This is a genomic window from Massilia aurea (assembly GCF_040790145.1).
Classification (GTDB): Bacteria; Pseudomonadota; Gammaproteobacteria; order Burkholderiales; family Burkholderiaceae_D; genus Telluria; species Telluria aurea_C.
Window position 1 is genome coordinate 40,660 of record NZ_JBFMMP010000011.1, and the last position, 17,825, is coordinate 58,484.

The 17,825-nt window shown below is 68.5% G+C and carries 23 protein-coding genes; 22 read left to right on the plus strand and 1 reads right to left on the minus strand.

From position 1 onward, the window contains the following. Window positions 1–81 precede the first annotated feature (81 nt). From AB2N08_RS15555 to AB2N08_RS15635, 17 genes are read left to right on the plus strand one after another with little or no spacing between them, the layout of a single operon-like run. Complete coding sequence (locus AB2N08_RS15555) at window positions 82–429, plus strand: flagellar hook-basal body complex protein FliE (protein WP_367611570.1); 348 nt, start codon at window positions 82–84, stop codon at window positions 427–429. Between the two features lie 23 nt (window positions 430–452). Beyond that, window positions 453–2,138: a flagellar basal-body MS-ring/collar protein FliF gene (gene fliF, locus AB2N08_RS15560; protein ID WP_367611571.1), complete on the plus strand. Its 1,686-nt coding sequence runs from the start codon at window positions 453–455 to the stop codon at window positions 2,136–2,138. Beyond that, on the plus strand, window positions 2,122–3,150 hold the full coding sequence (locus AB2N08_RS15565; RefSeq protein ID WP_367611572.1) for a flagellar motor switch protein FliG: 1,029 nt from the start codon (window positions 2,122–2,124) through the stop codon (window positions 3,148–3,150). Before fliF ends, AB2N08_RS15565 begins: the two co-directional genes overlap by 17 nt. Before the next feature lie 5 nt (window positions 3,151–3,155). Continuing rightward, complete coding sequence (fliH, locus tag AB2N08_RS15570) at window positions 3,156–3,842, plus strand: flagellar assembly protein FliH (RefSeq protein WP_367611573.1); 687 nt, start codon at window positions 3,156–3,158, stop codon at window positions 3,840–3,842. Continuing rightward, window positions 3,839–5,167 carry a flagellar protein export ATPase FliI gene (fliI, locus tag AB2N08_RS15575; protein WP_367611574.1) on the plus strand — a complete coding sequence of 443 codons (1,329 nt, stop codon included), beginning with the start codon at window positions 3,839–3,841 and terminating at the stop codon, window positions 5,165–5,167. Before fliH ends, fliI begins: the two co-directional genes overlap by 4 nt. Next, window positions 5,164–5,610 (plus strand): flagellar export protein FliJ, encoded by a 447-nt coding sequence (locus AB2N08_RS15580; protein WP_367611575.1) that lies wholly within the window; start codon window positions 5,164–5,166, stop codon window positions 5,608–5,610. The genes fliI and AB2N08_RS15580 overlap by 4 nt, the downstream gene beginning before the upstream one ends. Window positions 5,611–5,638: 28 nt before the next feature. After that, complete coding sequence (gene fliD, locus AB2N08_RS15585; RefSeq protein WP_367611576.1) at window positions 5,639–7,030, plus strand: flagellar filament capping protein FliD; 1,392 nt, start codon at window positions 5,639–5,641, stop codon at window positions 7,028–7,030. Between the two features lie 25 nt (window positions 7,031–7,055). Beyond that, window positions 7,056–7,445, plus strand: coding sequence for a flagellar export chaperone FliS (gene fliS, locus AB2N08_RS15590; RefSeq protein ID WP_367611577.1), 390 nt, complete (start codon window positions 7,056–7,058; stop codon window positions 7,443–7,445). After that, the gene (locus tag AB2N08_RS15595; RefSeq protein WP_367611578.1) at window positions 7,438–7,755 is read left to right on the plus strand and encodes a hypothetical protein; all 318 of its coding nucleotides are present in this window, start codon (window positions 7,438–7,440) and stop codon (window positions 7,753–7,755) included. Before fliS ends, AB2N08_RS15595 begins: the two co-directional genes overlap by 8 nt. An 8-nt stretch (window positions 7,756–7,763) precedes the next feature. Further along, entirely contained in the window at window positions 7,764–8,999 is a 1,236-nt protein-coding gene (locus AB2N08_RS15600; RefSeq protein ID WP_367611579.1) for a flagellar hook-length control protein FliK, read from the plus strand. 10 nt (window positions 9,000–9,009) lie between these two features. Beyond that, complete coding sequence (locus AB2N08_RS15605; RefSeq protein ID WP_367611581.1) at window positions 9,010–9,459, plus strand: flagellar basal body-associated FliL family protein; 450 nt, start codon at window positions 9,010–9,012, stop codon at window positions 9,457–9,459. 16 nt (window positions 9,460–9,475) lie between these two features. After that, window positions 9,476–10,213 carry a FliA/WhiG family RNA polymerase sigma factor gene (locus AB2N08_RS15610; RefSeq protein WP_367611582.1) on the plus strand — a complete coding sequence of 246 codons (738 nt, stop codon included), beginning with the start codon at window positions 9,476–9,478 and terminating at the stop codon, window positions 10,211–10,213. A 36-nt stretch (window positions 10,214–10,249) separates the two neighbouring features. Next, on the plus strand, window positions 10,250–11,161 hold the full coding sequence (gene motA, locus AB2N08_RS15615) for a flagellar motor stator protein MotA (protein WP_367611583.1): 912 nt from the start codon (window positions 10,250–10,252) through the stop codon (window positions 11,159–11,161). Window positions 11,162–11,164: 3 nt separating this feature from the next. Continuing rightward, window positions 11,165–12,130 (plus strand): flagellar motor protein MotB, encoded by a 966-nt coding sequence (locus AB2N08_RS15620; RefSeq protein ID WP_367611585.1) that lies wholly within the window; start codon window positions 11,165–11,167, stop codon window positions 12,128–12,130. Between the two features lie 29 nt (window positions 12,131–12,159). After that, window positions 12,160–12,435 (plus strand): flagellar biosynthesis anti-sigma factor FlgM, encoded by a 276-nt coding sequence (flgM, locus tag AB2N08_RS15625; RefSeq protein WP_367611586.1) that lies wholly within the window; start codon window positions 12,160–12,162, stop codon window positions 12,433–12,435. A gap of 2 nt (window positions 12,436–12,437) precedes the next feature. Then, window positions 12,438–12,866, plus strand: a complete 429-nt coding sequence (flgN, locus tag AB2N08_RS15630) for a flagellar export chaperone FlgN (protein ID WP_367611587.1) — start codon at window positions 12,438–12,440, stop codon at window positions 12,864–12,866. Continuing rightward, window positions 12,853–13,599, plus strand: coding sequence for a glycoside hydrolase family 73 protein (locus tag AB2N08_RS15635; RefSeq protein WP_367611588.1), 747 nt, complete (start codon window positions 12,853–12,855; stop codon window positions 13,597–13,599). The genes flgN and AB2N08_RS15635 overlap by 14 nt, the downstream gene beginning before the upstream one ends. A gap of 22 nt (window positions 13,600–13,621) precedes the next feature. Here the strand turns inward: AB2N08_RS15635 and flgA are convergent, their stop codons facing one another. After that, window positions 13,622–14,170, minus strand: a complete 549-nt coding sequence (gene flgA / locus AB2N08_RS15640; RefSeq protein WP_367611589.1) for a flagellar basal body P-ring formation chaperone FlgA — start codon at window positions 14,168–14,170, stop codon at window positions 13,622–13,624. A 227-nt stretch (window positions 14,171–14,397) separates the two neighbouring features. Between flgA and flgB the strand changes: the two genes are divergently transcribed. From flgB to AB2N08_RS15665, 5 genes are read left to right on the plus strand one after another with little or no spacing between them, the layout of a single operon-like run. After that, on the plus strand, window positions 14,398–14,757 hold the full coding sequence (flgB, locus tag AB2N08_RS15645) for a flagellar basal body rod protein FlgB (protein ID WP_367611590.1): 360 nt from the start codon (window positions 14,398–14,400) through the stop codon (window positions 14,755–14,757). 10 nt (window positions 14,758–14,767) lie between these two features. After that, window positions 14,768–15,172, plus strand: a complete 405-nt coding sequence (gene flgC, locus AB2N08_RS15650) for a flagellar basal body rod protein FlgC (RefSeq protein WP_367611591.1) — start codon at window positions 14,768–14,770, stop codon at window positions 15,170–15,172. 2 nt (window positions 15,173–15,174) lie between these two features. Then, window positions 15,175–15,885, plus strand: coding sequence for a flagellar hook capping FlgD N-terminal domain-containing protein (locus AB2N08_RS15655; protein WP_367611592.1), 711 nt, complete (start codon window positions 15,175–15,177; stop codon window positions 15,883–15,885). A gap of 12 nt (window positions 15,886–15,897) precedes the next feature. Further along, complete coding sequence (locus tag AB2N08_RS15660; protein ID WP_367611593.1) at window positions 15,898–17,088, plus strand: flagellar hook protein FlgE; 1,191 nt, start codon at window positions 15,898–15,900, stop codon at window positions 17,086–17,088. A gap of 10 nt (window positions 17,089–17,098) precedes the next feature. Continuing rightward, the gene (locus AB2N08_RS15665; RefSeq protein WP_367611594.1) at window positions 17,099–17,824 is read left to right on the plus strand and encodes a flagellar basal body rod protein FlgF; all 726 of its coding nucleotides are present in this window, start codon (window positions 17,099–17,101) and stop codon (window positions 17,822–17,824) included. The last annotated feature ends 1 nt before the right edge of the window (window position 17,825 follow it).

Here is a 17,825-nt window from a genome sequence, read left to right on the forward strand (position 1 = left end):
TTTAACAAATTCTGCCAACAGACCCGAGAGATTGTGATTCTTTGTCGCTGGTGAACAACAATACATTTCTAAGGAACCACGATGGCAACTGAACTTGCCGGTTTGATCCGGGCTGACCTGGCGCAACTGACCAACGATGCAAACCGACTGGCAGTCGCCCCCGCAACCGCCTCGTTCGCCGAGCTTGGCGGCGCCAGTGGCGATGGTGCGTTTTCGTTCACCCAGGCCATGAAAAGCGCCATCGCCGGTGTCGACGCCCAGGACCAGGCCGCCGGTGCCCGGGTGGCGGCTGTCGAAGCCGGCAAGAGCGACGACCTGGTCGGCGCGATGCTGGCCAGCCAGGAAGCCAGCCTGTCGTTCTCGATGCTGATGCAGGTCCGTAACAAGGTCATGGGCGCAGTCGACGAACTGCTCAAGCTTCCGGTCTGAATCTTTCGATAAGCGACACTCACGTGCTCTCCTCCCTCAAGTCCGCCTTCGGTGGCAAGCTGACGCCGCCAGCGCTGCCGCCGCTGCTGCGCAACAATCTGCCGCTGATGATCGGCCTGGCCGTGGCGGTCACGGCCGCCGTCATGATGTTCATGTGGCAAGACCAAGCGAGCTACAAGCCGGTCTACGGCGCGCGCGAAAAAGTCGTCGCCGCCGACATGATGACGGTGCTCGACGCCGAGCAGATTCCCTACCGTGTCCATCCCGACAGCGGCCAGGTGCTGGTGCCGTCGGCGCAGCTGGGCAAGGTGCGCATGCTGCTGGCGGCCAAGGGCGTGACCGCCCAGCTGCCGGCGGGCCTCGAACTGATGGACCGCAACGACCCGCTCGGCGTGTCGCAATTCGTGCAGGACGTGCGCTTCCGGCGCGGCCTGGAAGGCGAACTGGCGCAGAGCATCCTGACGATGGATTCGATCGCCAGCGCGCGCGTGCACCTGGCGATCGCCAAGACCAGCTCGTTCGTGACGGGCAATGCCGACGGCAACTCGGCGTCGGTCGTGGTCGCCGTCAAGCCGGGTCGCAGCCTGGGCAACGAGCAGATTGCCGCCATCGTCAACCTGGTCTCCGGCAGCGTGGCAGGCTTGAAGCCGCAGCGCGTGTCGCTGGTGGACCAGGCCGGCAACTACCTGTCGTCGCGGGTCGACCTGGCCGAAGGGTTCGACGGCGCGGCGCAGGGCGACACCGCCGCCAAGCGCCATGCCGACCTGGTGCGCGCGAACGTCAACGACCTGCTGGCGCCGATCCTGGGCGTGGCCAACTACAAGGTCAGCGTCACCGCCGCGGTGGACAACGACCGCATCGAAGAGACGCAGGAAAAATACGGCGAAGCGCCGAAGGTCACCAGCGAGGCGATGCGCGAAGAGATGGAAAAGAGCCGCATGGCGATGGGCGTGCCGGGCACGCTGTCGAACCGGCCGCCGGCGCTGGCCACGGCCCCGCCCGCGGAAGGCGGCGCCGCGCCGGAGAATGCCGACGACGGCAGCGCGCGCAAGAATGCCACCACGCGCCAGTACGCCTACGACCGCGCCATCACGCAGATCAAGCGCGAACGTGGCCGCCTGAAGAAACTGTCGGTGGCGGTGGTGCTGAGCAACGCCAGCGCCGCCAACGGCCAGGCCTGGGCCCCGGCCGAGCTGGCGAATATCGAAAAAATCCTGGCCGGCGGCCTGGGCATCGACGCCACGCGCGGCGACGTGCTGGCCGTGTCCGCCATGAAATTCCCGGCCCCGCCCGTGGAACAGGCCTGGTGGCAAGAACGCGACAACGTCGTCGACATGACGAGCTGGGCCCTGTGGGCGGTGGGGGCGCTGCTCGCCTACTTCTTGCTGGCCCGTCCATTGCTGCGCGCGGCGACGACGCGCCTGGCGCCGCCGCCGCTCCTGCCGGCCACGCCTGCCTTGGCGGGCGCCGCCATGGCGCCGGCCAGCGCCCTGCCCGCCGGCGTGCCGGCGCTGGACGCACCGGCTGCCCCTGGCGCAGGCGGGCCGGGCACCGTGATTCCGCTGCTCGAGAACTACGACTTGCCACCGTCCGGCTCGCCGGTCGATGTCATGGTCGATCACCTCAAGGTGCTTGCCGCCAAAGAGCCCGAGCGCGTCGCCGAAGTCGTCAAACAATGGGTACAGAAAAAACATGGCCGAGCTGAATAACATCGATGACAGCGACGGCGACGTCGCCCTCACCCCGGTCGAACAGGCCGCCATCGTGCTGCTGTCGATCGGCGAAGAGCAGGCCGCGGCCGTGCTGCGCTGCCTCGAGCGCGACGAATTGATGGCGCTGACCCAGGTCATGTCGCGCATGAGCGGCATCAAGGTCGACACCGTCAAATCGGCGCTGCAGACTTTCTTCGACGACTACCGCCAGCAAAGCGGCCTGCACGGCGCCTCGCGCAGCTACCTCAAGCGCTCGCTTGACCTGGCGCTGGGCAGCGACATCGCCAACAGCGTGCTCAACTCGATCTATGGCGATGCGATCCGCCCGAAGATGGCGCGCCTGCAGTACGCGTCGCCCAAGTGGCTGGCCGAATTCGTCTCGAGCGAGCACGTGCAGATGCAGGCCGTGTTCCTCGCCTTTTTACCGCCGGCGCTGGCGTCGCAGATCCTGGAAGCGCTGCCGCTGGAAGGTCGGGAACTGGTGTTGCTGAACATGGCGCGCCTGGACGAGATCGACCGCGACGTGCTGCATGAGCTCGAAGAGCTGGTGAGCCGCTGCCTGGCCGCGCTCGACACGCAGAGCGCCAGCGTCGAAGGCGTGCGCCAGGTCGCCGACATCCTCAACCGCCTGCAGGACAACCGCGCCGGCATGGTCGAGCTGCTGCGGGCCCACGATCCCGACGTCGTCTCGCAGATCGAGATGTCGATGTACGACTTCTTCATCCTGTCGCGCCAGACCGAACAGGTCATCTCGCGCCTGCTCGACGACGTGCCGCTGGAGCAGTGGGCGATCGCGCTCAAGGGCGCCGAGCCGCCGCTGCGCGACGCCATCCTGGCCGCCATGCCGCGCCGCCAGGCGCAGAGCTTCGAGGACCTGATGCGCCGTTCCGGTCCGGTGCCGATGTCGCGCATCGAGCAGACCCGCCGCGAGATCATGGCCACCGTCAAGGAACTGGCCGACGCCGGCGAGATCGACATCCAGCTGTTTGCCGAGGCGACCGCCGAATGACGGCCATGAAACCATTTCGCGCCTATCACTTCCCGCCGCTGCACCAGTTCAGCGCGGCGCGTCCGTCCGGCGCGGCCGGTGCGCAGGCGGGCGGCAACGGTGCCGAAGAGTGGCAAAGCGCGCTGGCCGACGGCTACCGCCAGGGCCAGCGCGAAGGCTATGAGGTGGGCCTGGAACAGGGGCGCGCCGACGGCATCGCGCAAGGGCAGGCCGAGGGCCTGCAGCGCGGCGTCGATGAAGGCCGCGCCATGGCGCTCGAGAGCTTCGAGCAGCTGTCCAAGCCGGTCGATGCAATGCTCAAGAGCCTGAAAAAACTCAAGACCGACCTGCGCGCCGCGCAGCGCACCGAGGTGGTCGACCTGGTGGGCAAGATCGCGCGCCAGGTGATCCGCGCCGAACTGGCGCTGCAGCCGGTGCAGCTGCTCTCGCTGGTCGAAGAGGCGCTGGCCGTGATGCCGCCATCGCGCGATCAGGTCGAGGTATTCATGAATCCGGAAGAACTGCGCCGGGTGCTGGAACTCGATCCGAAGCGCGCCAAAAAGTGGACGATCCTGCCGGATCCGGCCCTTGACGCGGGCGAATGCCGGGTGCGTTCGGGCGACCATGAAGTCGATGCCGGTTGCCAGGGCCGCCTGGCGGCGGTGATGGAGCAGGTCCACGACCAGTTGCAGAGCGAAGGCGTCCAGCGATGACCGGCTCGATCCACTCCCTGGCCGACTCGCTGCGCGCCGTCGACATCGGCGCCGTGCCGGTCGCCACGCCCACCGGCCGCCTCGTCGGCGCCCAGGGCCTGCTGCTCGAAGCGAGCGGCTGCCGCCTGCACACGGGCCAGCGCTGCCGCATCGAGACGGTCGACGGCGAGTGGCTCGATGCGCAGGTGGTCGGCTTTCGCGACAAGGTCTCTTACCTGATGCCGTTCAAGAAGGCGAGCGGCCTGGCCACCGGCGCGCGCGTGCTGCCGGGCGCCGACAAGGCCGACCTGATGATCGGCCCCAGCTGGATGGGCCGCATGGTCAACGGCCTGGGCGAACCGATCGACGGACTGGGACGCCTGGGCGGCGACCAGCCACTGGCGGCGATGCCACCGCGCGTCAATCCGCTCAGGAAGACGCCGGTCGACGAACCGCTCGACGTCGGCGTGCGCGCCATCAACGCGATGCTCACCATCGGCAAGGGCCAGCGCGTGGGCCTGATGGCCGGTTCGGGCGTGGGCAAGTCGGTGCTGCTCGGCCTGATCACACGCCAGACCGTGGCCGACGTGATCGTGGTCGGCCTGATCGGCGAGCGCAATCGCGAAGTGCGCGAATTCGCCGAACGCTCGCTCGGGCCCGAAGGCCTCAAGCGTGCTGTGCTGGTCGTGGCGCCGGCCGACGACAGCCCGTTGATGCGCGTGATGGCCACCGAACTGTGCCATTCGGTGGCGGCGCATTTCCGCGACCGTGGCCAGAACGTGCTGCTGCTGTGCGATTCGCTGACCCGCTACGCGATGGCGCTGCGCGAAGTGGCGCTGTCGCTGGGCGAGCCGCCGGCCACGCGCGGCTATCCGCCGTCGGTGTTCTCGAACATGCCGCAGCTGGTCGAGTCGGCCGGCAACGGTGAAAACCCGCAGGGCAGCATGAGCGCGATCTATACGGTGCTGGCCGAAGGCGACGACCAGCAGGATCCGGTGGTCGATGCCGCGCGCGCGATCCTGGATGGCCACATCGTGCTCACGCGCGAACTGGCCGAGCGGGGTCACTACCCGGCCATCGACGTGGCCCAGTCGATCTCGCGCTGCATGGCGCAGGTGGTCGGGCCCGAACACGCACTGGCGGCGCGGCGCATGAAAGCGACCCTGGCGCGCCATGCGCGCGTGCGCGACCTGATCCCGCTGGGCGCGTACGTGGCGGGCGCCGATCCCGAAACCGACCGCGCCGTGCAGCTGCAACCGCACATCGAGGCCTTCCTGTGCCAGGGCACGCGCGAAGGCGCGCCCCTGGCCGGCTGCATCGACGCCTTGAAAACGATCATGGCATGACGCGCGCAACGACGATCCGCAGCCTGGGCACCCTGGTGCAGGTACGTTCGAGCCAGGTCGAACGCCTCGAGGCCGAGCTGGCCGGCCAGGAAGCCACGCGCGTGCGCTACCGGAACAACCTGGAGCGCCTGACGGCGCTGGCGCACGGCAGCGGCGCCTCCGGTGCGGCGCTGGTGCGCAACCCTGCCCTGGCGCTCAATTGCGGCGCCTACAAGCAGAACGTGATGGCGCTGGCCGACAGCCACCGGGTGGACCTGTCGCTGCACGAGGCGAATATGGCGGTCTCCCAGGAGCGCCTGAAGGATGCGTGGGTCGGCCGCGAGCTGCTGGGCAAGGTGCTGGCGCGCGAACAGGGCGCGCAGGCGGCCGATACCGAACGCGCCATCAAGAAACGCGAAGACGAGATTGCCACCCAATCGTGGATGGCAGGACGGGCGGCATGAGCTGCAACGAGCACATCAGGAGAACAGCATGGCATCAGTGATTACCGCACCGACCTACGATCCCGTCACCACGGCCACTGCGCTGGCCGAGAAGTACGTCGCCGCGCGCCGCGACCAGCTATCGTCGCAGACGCTGCAGGCCAACGCCACGGCACGCGCCCTGACCGAACTGGGCTCGACCATCTCGGCATTCCAGGCCAGCCTGGCCGCGCTCACGGGCACCGGCAAGACGCTGTACGCGCAGTCAGCGAAGTTCAGCGACACCGCCATCGGCACCGGCAGCGCCAGCGCCGATGCGCCGGCTGGCGCCTATGCGTTCTTTGTCAAGCAGCTGGCCACGGCCAGCCAGGTCTCGTTCGCCGGCCTGACGGGCGATACCGGCGTCGGCGGCGAACTCGCCGTGCGCATGGGCGGCGCCGAAGCATTCAAGATCGACCTGGCCAAGGCCGACAGCGATGGCGACGGCACCCTGTCCACGCGCGAGCTGGCGGCGGCCATCAATGCCGCCCCCGCCAACAAGGGCAAGCTCACCGCGTCGGTGATCATCACCGGCACCACGTCGGAACTGGTCCTGAGCAGCAAGGAAACCGGCGCCAATACCGCCATCACGCTCGACACCACGGGCGTTACCGGCCCGTCCAGCCTGACCACGGCCAATGCGCCCGGGGCCATGCGCACCTTGACGCTGGCGCAAAATGCGATTGTCCATGTCGGCGCCGAAAGCGGCACGCCGATCGAGCAGGCCAGCAACACGTTCACGAATATCGACGGCGTGACGATGACCTTCGTGAAGGCGCAGGCCGCCGGCGCGGCGCCGGTGACGCTCACCGTCGGCGCCGACCTGGCGACGGCCACGGGCAATGTCCAGGCCTTCGTCACCGCCTACAACGCACTCAAGACGAGCCTGGCCAAGCTGGTCAGCCCCGGCGACCCGAACACCGGCGTCGCGGCCGGCACGTTTTCCAGCGACGGCGGCGTGCGCGCGCTGCATGACCGCCTGGTGAGCATCCTGCGCCCGGCCGGCAGCGCCAGCCTGGCCTCGTTCGGCATCATCGCGACCAGGGACGGCACGCTCGAGCTGCGCGCCGACCGCCTGACCGCCCAGCTGGCGCTCACCCCCAACGCGCTCGACGCGCTGGTGGGCAGCACGTCCACCGCCGACCCGAGCGGCATCGCCAATGAACTCGACAAATACCTGCAGAGCTGGAACGACGCGTCGTCGGGCCAGATCGGCAAGCGCAAGTCGGCGACCCAGGAACTGCAATCGACGCTGACCGAACGCGAGGCGCTGATCGACGAGCAGTACAACAACGCCTACCAGCGCTACCTGGCGCAATTCACGCAGCTGCAGACCATGCAGGCCGTGATGAACAATAACGTGTCCCTGTTCGATGCCCTGTTCGGCAACGACAGCGACTGATCCCTACCAGCCAATCAAGATCGCCATGTCCTATCAAGAAGCCTACGGCGGCTACCACGCCGTCAACCTGGACACGCAGACTTCGCGTGCCTCGCCGGTCGAACTGGTGCTGCTGCTCACCGACGGCCTGCTCGACGAGCTGGCGCGCGCCCGCGCCCACATCGTGGCCCGCCGCTATGAGCAGAAAGCAGCCAGCATCGACAAGTGCATCGAGATCATCAACGGCCTGTCGAGCTCGCTCGACTTCGAGGGCGGCGGCGAGACCGTGACCAACCTGGCGCGCATCTATGACTTTTGCGCGGCCCACCTGCACGGCGCCGGCATCAAGCTCGATCCCGACATGGTCGATGAAGTCACGCGCGTCCTGACCACCATCCGCTCGGGCTGGAAAGGCATCCAGGACCGCAATGGATAGGATCCGCGCCATCGAGCGCCTCACGGCGCGCCTGCACGGCGCCAGCGTTGCCGCCGACTGGGACGCGCTCGGGCGCGCCGCGGGCGAGCTCGCGCCGGGGTTGACGGCCCTGGCGGCGAGGGGCGCCTGGACTGCACCGGAGCGAACCGCGCTGGCGCGGCTGCGCGCGGCCCACGACGGCGCGGCGCAGGCCTGTGCCCGCGCCATCGGCGACGTGCGGACGCGGCTCGACGAGATGAGCAACAACAAGGAAGGCTGGATGGCCTATGCCCTCACGGGCGAACCCGAACCAGGCGAGGTGATGCGATGAACCCGGCGATGAGCAGCACCATGAATAACGCCAACTACGGCGCCGGCAACACGCTCGGCAAACCGGCGGGCGTGACCGGCAATCCCGGCGCGCCTGCGCCGGATGCGCCGGTATCCGCAGCGGGATCCGCAGCGAAAACAGCAGCGAAAACTGTAGCGAGCCCCGGGGCGACATCCGGGCCGACACCCGGGGCGAGTTCCACAGCGGCCGATGGCGCAGCGCCGGTCGAGGCCCTGCCCTTCGGTTACTGGATCGCGCTCGACGGCGCACTGCCGCAAGCGCCGCTGCCCGGCAGTGCGGCGGCCGCGCCGCAGGACGACACCGCCGTGGCGCCCGGCGCCACGCCGGGCGAGGCCGCCGAAGTCCTGGACGACACCACCGCCACCGCCACCGACATCGTGCTGGCCGCGATGGCGCCGCCGGTGGCGCCCGTGACCATGCCGGCCATGATGCTGGCGATGCCGGGCTTCAGGCCGGATCCGGCGGCCGATGCCGCCGAAGCGCCGGCGGCGGGCGATGCGCCGGCCGCCCTCGCCCAGGTCGCCGCTACGCGGGGCCCGCCGCCGCTGGCGGCTGCCGTGCCGGCCACGGCGCCGGTCGCAGCGCCGGTCGCAGCGCCTGCTGCGCCGTCGGCCCAGGCCACCGGACAGGTCATCGCCAACGCTGCAGCGCCTGTCGCGGCCACCGCAGCGAACAGCGAACACACCGCGCCGGATGCCGGCGCCGGCGCCGACGCCGTTACGGCGGGCGCCGGCGTGAGCGCCGCCGTCAGTCCGGGCGCCAGCGCGCGCGGCGCCGACAGCATCGTGCTGGCCGGCCCGCCTGCCGCCTGGCGCCAGAACCTGCACGAAGCGCTGGGCGAACGCCTGCAATTGCAGCTTGGCCGCAACATCGAGCAGGCGACGATCCGGCTCGAGCCGCCGATGCTGGGCCGGATCGAGATCGCGATCCGCCACAACGGCGGCAACCTCGAGGTGCATATCGCTGCCTCGAACACCGAGGTGCTGCGCCAGTTGAACACCGTCAGCGACACCCTGCGCAACGACCTCGCGGGCCGCCAGTACAGCAGCGTCTCGGTCAACGTGACCGAGGTGCCACGCGCCCAGGCCGGCAGCCAGGCATTCAGCCATGGCGGCGCCGATGGCCAGGGCCGGCCGCGCCAGGAGCAGAGCCAGGACCGGACGCCGGGCCAGGCGCTGCGCGATGCCGACGACGCCGGCTCACCCTTTTTCTCGATGACTTGACGCGAACACCATGAAAGCCAAACTGATCATTGCATTTGCCGGCGTCGCCATCGCGGCGGCCGCCGCCGCGGGCGGCGCCATGTGGTACCTGAGTCCGGCCCCGGCGGGCGGCGTTGCGGCCCGGCCGGCGCCCGAAGTCAAGCAGACCAAGTACGTCACGCTGGACAAGGTGATCGTCATGCTGCGCCGCGCGCCGACCGAGCAGGCGGCCCATTACCTGTCGGTCGACCTGGTACTGGCGACGACGGCGGACGACGAGAAAGCGGCCAAGGAACACCTGCCGCTGCTGCGCAGCATCGCGGTATCGGCGTTGTCGGCACGCACCATGGCCGAAGCCTCCGCCATGACGGTGGACGGGTACGCGAGCGAGCTGAACAAGGTCTTCGACGCCAACTATGCCAAGGAAAACCATATCAAGCCGTTTTCCGAAGTCATGGTCGGCAAGCTGATCATCGAGTGATGCGCCTGGAGAGCCCGTGGCCTACGTGACCGATTACGCCGATGCCGCCGCCGCCGAATATGGCGACGTGGTGGCCAGTGCGGGCTTGTCGCCGCAGGACGAATCGCGCCACCTGCTCGCCTACGCACCGCTGGTCAAGCGCATCGTGCGCCAGCTGGGCAGCCAGGTATCGGGGGCCCTGGGCCGCGAGGACATGGAACAGATCGGCCTGATGGGCCTGCTCGAAGCGCTGCGCCGCTACGGCGCGCCGGACACGGGGTTTTCAAGCTACGCCGCACTGCGCGTGCGCGGCGCGATCCTCGATGAACTGCGCCGCCAGGACTGGCGCCCGCGCGCGGTGCGCCAGGACAGCCACCGCCAGCGCGACGCGCTGCGCGCGCTCACACGCAGCCTGGGGCGCGAGCCGAACGAGCAGGAAGCGGCCGCCGCGCTGGGCTTGAACGGCGACGGGTACCAGCAGTATCTGCTGGCCGAGAGCGCCGAAGAGATGCTCAGCTTCGATGAAATCCTGCAAGAAGCGGTCGGCGCCGAGCACCACACGCCCGGCCCCGAAGACGGCTACCTGGTGCGGCGCAGCCTGGAACAGGCGCTGGGCAAACTGAACGAAAAGGAGCAGCGCGTGATCCAGATGATCTACGAGTTCGAACTGAGCTACAAGGAAATCGCCGCCGTGCTCGACCTGTCCGACGCCCGCGTCTGCCAGCTCAACAAGAGCGCGCTGGCCAAGATGAAAACCGCGCTGCAGCGCGACTGAACCGACAACAGAAAACCGCCAGAAAGGCACCACGTCATGCAGCAATTACTCGGTATCGCCATCGTGCTCGGCGCCGTCTTCGGGGGCTTCACCCTGATGGGCGGCACGTTTTCCGCGATCTTCCACCCGGTGGAAATCCTGATCATCGGCGGCGCCGCCTTCGGCGCACTGGTGCTGGGCAACCCGCGCCACGTGCTGGGCGAAATGGGCCACCAGCTCAAGAAGGTCGCGGCGCGCAAGAAGCACGATTCCGAATTCCAGCGCCAGTTGCTGCTGCTCATGTACGAATTGCTGCAAACGGCCGCCGGTGGCCTGAAGGCGCTCGACGCCCACGTCGAAGCGCCCGCCGAAAGCCCGCTGTTCCAGCGCTACCCGCGCATCCTGGACGAGCCGAAGCTGCTCGCCTTTATCGTCGACAATTTCCGCCTGATGGCGATGGGCAAGATCAACGCGCACGAGCTCGAAGGCGTGCTCGAGCAAGAGCTGGGCGCCATCCACGAAGAACTGACGCAGCCGTCGAAGTCGCTGCAAAAAATCGCCGAAGCGATGCCCGGCTTCGGCATCCTGGCCGCCGTGCTGGGCATCGTGATGGCGATGTTCTCGGTCTCGGGCGGCGCCGATTCGGGCGAGATCGCCGAGAAGGTCGGCGCGGCGATGGTCGGCACCTTCATCGGCATCTTCTTTTGCTACGGCGTGCTCGAGCCGCTGGCCAACTTGATGAAGCAGACCGTCAATTCGGAAGCGTCGACCATGGAAACCGTGAAGGTCGTGCTGTGCACGCACGTGGCCGGCAAGCCGGCCCTGCTGGCGATCGATGCCGGGCGCCGCCTGATCCAGCTGAATACCAAGCCCAGCTTCGCGCAACTCGAAGGGTGGATCAACGCCATGGGCGGCGAGGACGAATCGCAGAACAAGCGGCGCCGTACCAACGACCGCATGACGGGGTAACACGTGTCAAAGCCGAACGACAAGCACGAATCGACGATCGTCAAGCGCAGCGCCGCCAAGCACCAGCACGACGAGCACGGCGGCGCCTGGAAAGTCGCGTTCGCCGACTTTTGCCTGGCGCTGATGGCGCTGTTCCTCGTGCTGTGGCTGATCGCCGCGCGCGAACAGCAGAACCTGAAGGCGATCGTGCGCGACGCCACCGACAGTGGCATGCTCGAAGGCCAGGGCAACAAGCCGGCCATCGCGACCGCGCCCAGCGGCAGCCTGATCGAACGTTTCGAGGTGCCGCGCACCGGCAACGCCGGCACCAGCAATCCGGGCAGCCCCAGCGCGCCGCGCACCGCCTACGAGTCGCCGGCCGACCTGACGGCGCTGTCGACCGCGCTGACCGAATTGTCCGCCAGCGCCGGCCTGGCCGCCAACCTGGCCACGGTGGTCACGCCGTACGGCCTGCGCGTGATGCTGCACGACACCGACAAGCAAGGCATGTTCATGCGCGGCAGCGCGCTGCCGACCGGACGCTTCGCGCGCCTGCTGCAAAAGATGGGGCCGCTGTTCGGCCAGATGCGCAACCAGATGCTGATCATCGGCCACACCGACGCCAGCCGCTATGCCGGCGCCGACCGGGGCGCGTACTCGAACTGGGCGTTGTCGACCGACCGTGCCCTGTCGGCGCGCGCCCAGTTGCTCACCGGCGGCATGCGCACCGACACCGTGCTGCAGGTGGTGGGCATGGCCGATCGCGGCCCGCTGCACCCGGAAGCGCCCCTTGACGGCATGAACCGCCGCATCGAGCTGCTGATCCTGACCAGCGCCCAGTCGCGCGCGGTGGCAGGCATGTTCGGCGCGCCGGCGGCCGGCGCCGCGGCTACTGCGGCCAGTTCGCCACTGGGCGCGGGCGCCACCGTGACCCTGCCCGACGCGGCCGCACTCGACGCCCTGCGCGGCCAGTTGCCGACATCGCCATGACGATACACACCAAATCCCGAGGACACCGCATGAAAATTACCGGCTCACCTTCCGGCGCCATTTCCACCGTGACGCCGGGCGCAGGCGCGGCGCCGGCGCCCGTCCAGGCCGACGCTGCGGGCGCCGCGCAGTCCACCGCGCTGCAGTCGGCAGTCTTGCAGCCGGCCGCCGAAGCGCTCGCGGCGCTTCCCGACTTCGATGCGGCGCGCGTGGCCGAATTACGCGATGCGCTGGCGCGCGGCGAGCTGCCGTTCGACGCGGGCCGCCTGGCCGGCCTGATCCAGAAGTTTCACGCGGGACGCTGAGCATGGCCACCCTCACCCGCAGCCAGGCCAATGCGCTGCTTGCCGACGGCGTCACGCTCGACGTGCGCGAGACCGCCACGATACTGATGCTGCTCGAACGCCAGTTCGATGCCGCCGTGCGCCACCGCAGCGCAGAGCTGACCGCGCTGGCCGACGAACTGGGACCGCTCCTCGAAGCGATGGAAGCGCGCCGGCAGCAGCGGGTGCAACTGGTGCGCGCCCTGCTCGGCGCGCAAGGCACGATGGCGCAGTACATCGCCACGCTGGCCCCGGGCCCGCGCGACGCGTTCGAGGCTGCCTGGCACGCGCTGGAACAGACCGTGCGCGCCTGCCAGGACGCTACTTTCCGCAACGGCCAGCTGCTGGCCGACCAGCACAGCGTGATGCAGCGCGTGCTGCACGGCGAGGACCAGTTGTATGCGCCACGCTGACATCGGCACCCGCGCCACGGCGCCCACCGCCGCCACGCTCGCGACAGTGCCAACCCGGCCAACCGCGGCGACCGGCGGCGGCGCCGGCTTCGGCGCTGTCTTCAACGACGGGACGAGCAGCGTGGCACATGAGGTAGCCGCCTACATCCAGCACGGCGACAGCGCCCTGCCGGCCCTGCACGGCGCGAGCACCCTCAGTGCCGAAGGCGCGCTGCTGCGCGCACGCGCCAGCGGCTCGATCATGCACGCGACCGACAGCGCGCAGCCGCCCACGCAGCAAGCCTTCCTGGACAGCATCGCCCCCTGGGCCCGCCAGGCGGCGGCGCAGCTCGGCGTGGCGCCCGAACTGGTGCAGGCCCACGCCGCGCTGGAGTCGGGCTGGGGCCAGCGTCCGCTGCGCGTCGAGAGCGGCGCGAGCAGCCACAACCTGTTCGGGATCAAGGCCGGCGCGCGCTGGGACGGCGCGACGGGCGCGTCGGCCACCACCGAATACGTGGGCGGCGCGGCAGTCTCCACGCGCGAGACATTCCGCGCCTATCCGGATGCGGCCAGCGCGTTCCAGGATTACGCCCGCGTGTTGCTGGACAACCCGCGCTACCGCGGCGCCCTGAACACGGGTAGCGACGCCAGGGCCTTCGCCCAGGGCCTGGCGCGCGGCGGCTACGCCACCGATCCCGGCTACGCTGCCAAGCTGGCGCGCATCGCCACCAAACTGCAGGGTGCGGCCGAGTGAGCGCCGGTCGTCATGCGCTGACTTATTCGTCCAGCGGCAAGTCGAGCGGCTGGACCGCGCCGGCGCCGATCACGCGCATGCGCACGACCTGGCCGCTGGCGCTGTTCCGGACCCGGACGATGGCGCCGCGCGCGCCGGCATCGAGCGCTTCGCCAGCCATGCTGACCTCGATGCCATCGCGGTTCGCCACCATCATCACGCCGTCGCCACGTTTTACCGCAATGGGCGCGGCCAGCGCGCCTGCCCGCAGCACGTCGCCCGCGCGCAGGCTGCGCCGGCTCGACTGGCCGATGACGTCCTCCAGCACGCCGACCGGATCGGCGATGGTCGTGATGTCGCGCCGCTCGAGCGCCACGTCGGCCTCGCCCAGCACCGCGTTGGCCGCAACCGGCGCGGCGGCCACCGCCACCATGGCCGACATGCGGGCCCGTACGACGAATTCATGCCGCCAGCCGCGCCCGTCAGGGCAGCGCGCCACGAAGCGCATGCGCGCCGCCTGGCGCGTGTCGAGCGCCTCGATGGCGGGGGCCACGCTGCAGGCCGGGGCTGGCCGGCTGCTGACCACGGTCACGTCGAACTCGGGCTCGCTCAGCCTGGTCGCGGCAGCGAACTTTTCCAGCTCGCCCCGTGCCGCTTTTTGTATCTCTGTGGAAAGAGTTTGCGCTGACCATGCGGCAGCGCACAAAAGAGAGGTTACAATGCTAAATGTTGCCTTAAGGAAATCCATTTTTGGACAATGTTGGTCAGGCGGAAATATCCATTCTAACCAATCCCACAGCACTTCACCGGAGAATCGCCATGCCGATTAATTTCAAGGAGGCGCTGGGCGTGCATGCCGATGCGCTCCAGCTGCGCGCCGAGCGCACCCGCGTCCTGGCCGCCAACATCGCCAACGAAAGCACGCCTGGCTACACGGCGCGCGACATCGATTTCGCCAGTGCGCTGCAAGACCAGCTCGATGCCGGCGATGGCTTGCCGACGCTGTCCGGCGATGGCCCCCTGTACCGCGTGCCCTACCACCCGAGCGCCGACGGCAACACCGTCGAGATCGGCGTCGAGCAGGCGGCCTTTTCGCAGAACGCCTCGGACTTCCAGACCAGCCTGACCTTCATCAACATGAAGCTGCGCGGTCTGAACAAAGTCATCACCGGTCAATAAGGAGCGCCGCATGGGTTTCAAGGATATTTCACAGATCGCCGGTTCGGCCATGGCGGCCCAGACCGTGCGCATGAACACGATCGCCAGCAACCTGGCCAACGCCAACGCGGTCTCGAGCACCGAAGCGGACGGCTACCGCGCGCGCAAACCCGTCTTCGCGGCGATGCTGGGCGATGCCGGCGTGGCCAAGGTGCAGGTGCTCGACGTGGTCGAGTCGAGCGCACCGCTGCGCCGCATGCACGAGCCCGACAATCCGCTGGCCGACGCCGACGGCATGGTGTTCTACGCCAACGTCAACGAAGTGGCCGAGATGGCCGACATGATGGCCGCCTCGCGCGCCTTCGAAACCAATGTCGAGGTCATGGGCCGCATCAAGTCGATGCAGCAATCGCTGATCCGCATGGGAGAGAGCTGATCATGGCGACCACCACCTCGACCGCATTCGGCTTCAACGGCAGCACGACCGGCGCCGCCACCAGCGCCGTCGCGCCTGCCGCCAGCACGGTCAGCGCCAACAAGGACATGTTCACCAAGCTGCTTGTCGCGCAGATCCGCAACCAGGATCCGCTGGCGCCGTCCGATCCGGCCACGTTCGTGAACCAGCTCTCGCAGCTGTCGCAGACCGAGGCGATGGAAAACATGACCCAGACCACCGCCGCCAGCGCCACCATGCTGCAAAGCCTGCAAGTGCTGGCGATGGGCGGCCAGGTCGGCAACCAGGTCTCGGTGGAAACGAGCCGGGTACAGCTGGACGATACCCCGTTGCAGGGCAGCGTCCAGCTGGGCGGCGCCAGCACCCTTACCCACCTGGTGCTCACGAACGTCACCGGCACGCAGACGCGGATCGAACTACCGCCGCACGCCGCCGGCGCGCAAGGCTTCACGATCGATCCGGTCAAGCTCGGCCTGCCGGCCGGCAAATACAGCATCGCCGCCGAAGCGTCCGACGGCACCATGCCGGCGGTGGAGATCGACGGGCGCCTGACCAGCGTGCGCCTGTCGGCGACCGGCGGCATCCTGATGCAGGTGGCAGGCGTCGGCGACGTCGAGCCGGGCTGGATCACGGGTTTCAACGGCAAGCCGAACGGCAATACCTCCGGCGCCGATGCGCTGGCCACGACCAACTAACAAGGATACGCCATGAGCTTCAATATCGCCCTGTCGGGCATCCAGGCCATCAACGAACAGCTCAACACGCTGTCGAACAATATCGCCAACGCGGACACCTACGGTTTCAAGAGCAGCCGCGCCAATTTCGCGTCGGTGTATGCGGGCGAGCAGGCCAATGGCGTGCAAGTGCAGTCGCTGACCCAGAACATCGGCCAGAACGGCAGCCTGGCGACCACCGGCCGCGGCATGGACGCCGCGATCCAGGGGCGCGGCTTCTTCACCAGCCGCGACGACCAGGGCATCGTGTCGTACTCGCGCGTGGGCATCTTCTCGACCAATGCCGATGGCTTGCTGGTCGACTCGACCGGCAAGAAAGTCCAGGGCTATGGCCCGACCGTCGGCGGCGTGCTCGGCACGATGGGCGACATCGAGATCCCGACCGGCCAGATCCCGGCCGTGTCCAGCACCAGGGTGGCGTATGCCGGCAATATGTCGGGCGACTGGGTGACCCCGGCGGCCGCGTTCAATCCGGCCGACGGCAATACCTACAATATGGTCAGGCAATCGGTCGTGTACGACTCGCTCGGCACCCAGCACACGGTGTCGCAGTATTTCGTGCGCACCGATGCCGACACCGTCACCGTGCATTACAGCCTGAACGGCGCGGCACCGACCGGCGCCGGCTTCGCCATGAACTTCGGCACCAATGGGCAGATCCTGCCGACCACTACCACCGGCCCGGACCTGACCATTGCCGGCGCCGCAGCCGGCGCGGAAAACCTGGTCTTCAACTTCGACTATACCGGCACCTCCAAGTTCGCCGGCGAAGCGACCAACACCACCAACCGCTCCGACGGCTATGCCTCGGGCACCTTCGTGGGCGTCGAACTGGCCGAAAACGGCTCGATCGTCGCCAAGTACAGCAATGAGCAGCAGCAGGTCGTCGGCACCGTGGCCCTCGCCACTTTCCCGGACGAAGGCAGCCTGGTGTCGGTCAGCGACACGGCCTGGATCGCCAACGCCAATTCGGGCGCGCCGCTGTACACGACGCCGGGCGTCGGCCTGGGCGGCAAGCTGTCCAAGGGCATGCTGGAAGGCTCGAACGTGGACATCACGTCGGAGCTGGTCGGCCTGATGACGTCGCAGCGCAATTATCAGGCGAACTCGAAGGTCATCACCGCCGAGAACCAGATGATGCAGTCGCTGATGCAGGCACTGTAAGCGGCGCGTCATGGATAAGCTCATCTTCACCGCCGTCAGCGGCGCCGAACGCACGCTGCGCGCGCAGCAGGTGCGTGCCAACAACCTGTCCAATGCCGACACGCCGGGCTTTCGCGCCAATATCGAGCTGGCGTCGGTGCAGGCGCTGGCCGGCTACGGCTACGACGACGTACACCTGTCGCGCTCCGAGGCCGATGCGATCTCGACGCGCGCCGGCACCGTGCGCGACACCGGGCGCCCGCTCGACGTGGCCATCGCCGGCGACGGCTACCTGGCGGTCGAATGGGATGGCGGCGAAGCCTATACCCGCAGCGGCGCCATCGACATCGACGCCAACGGCGCGCTGTCGGTGGCCGGCCGCCCCCTGCTCGGCGAAGGCGGCGCGATCGTGCTGCCGCCGCATACTGCGGTCGACATCGCCAACGACGGCACGATCTCGGTGATGCCCGAGGGCGGCACGATCAGCCAGGTGGTCGATCGCCTGCGCCTGGTGAGCGCCGGCGGCGCCGCGCTGACCAAGAACGAGGCGGGCCTGATCGTGCCGCGCGGCGGCGAGCCGCTCGCGCCCGATCCGGACATCACCGTGCGCAGCCGCGTGATCGAAGGCAGCAATGTCTCGGCGGTCGAAGAAATGGTCGCCGTCATGGCCCTGAACCGCAGCTTCGAGATGCAGATGAAGATGTTCAAGGCCAGCGACAGCATGAACGAATCGGGCAACCGACTGCTCGGCGCCTAGC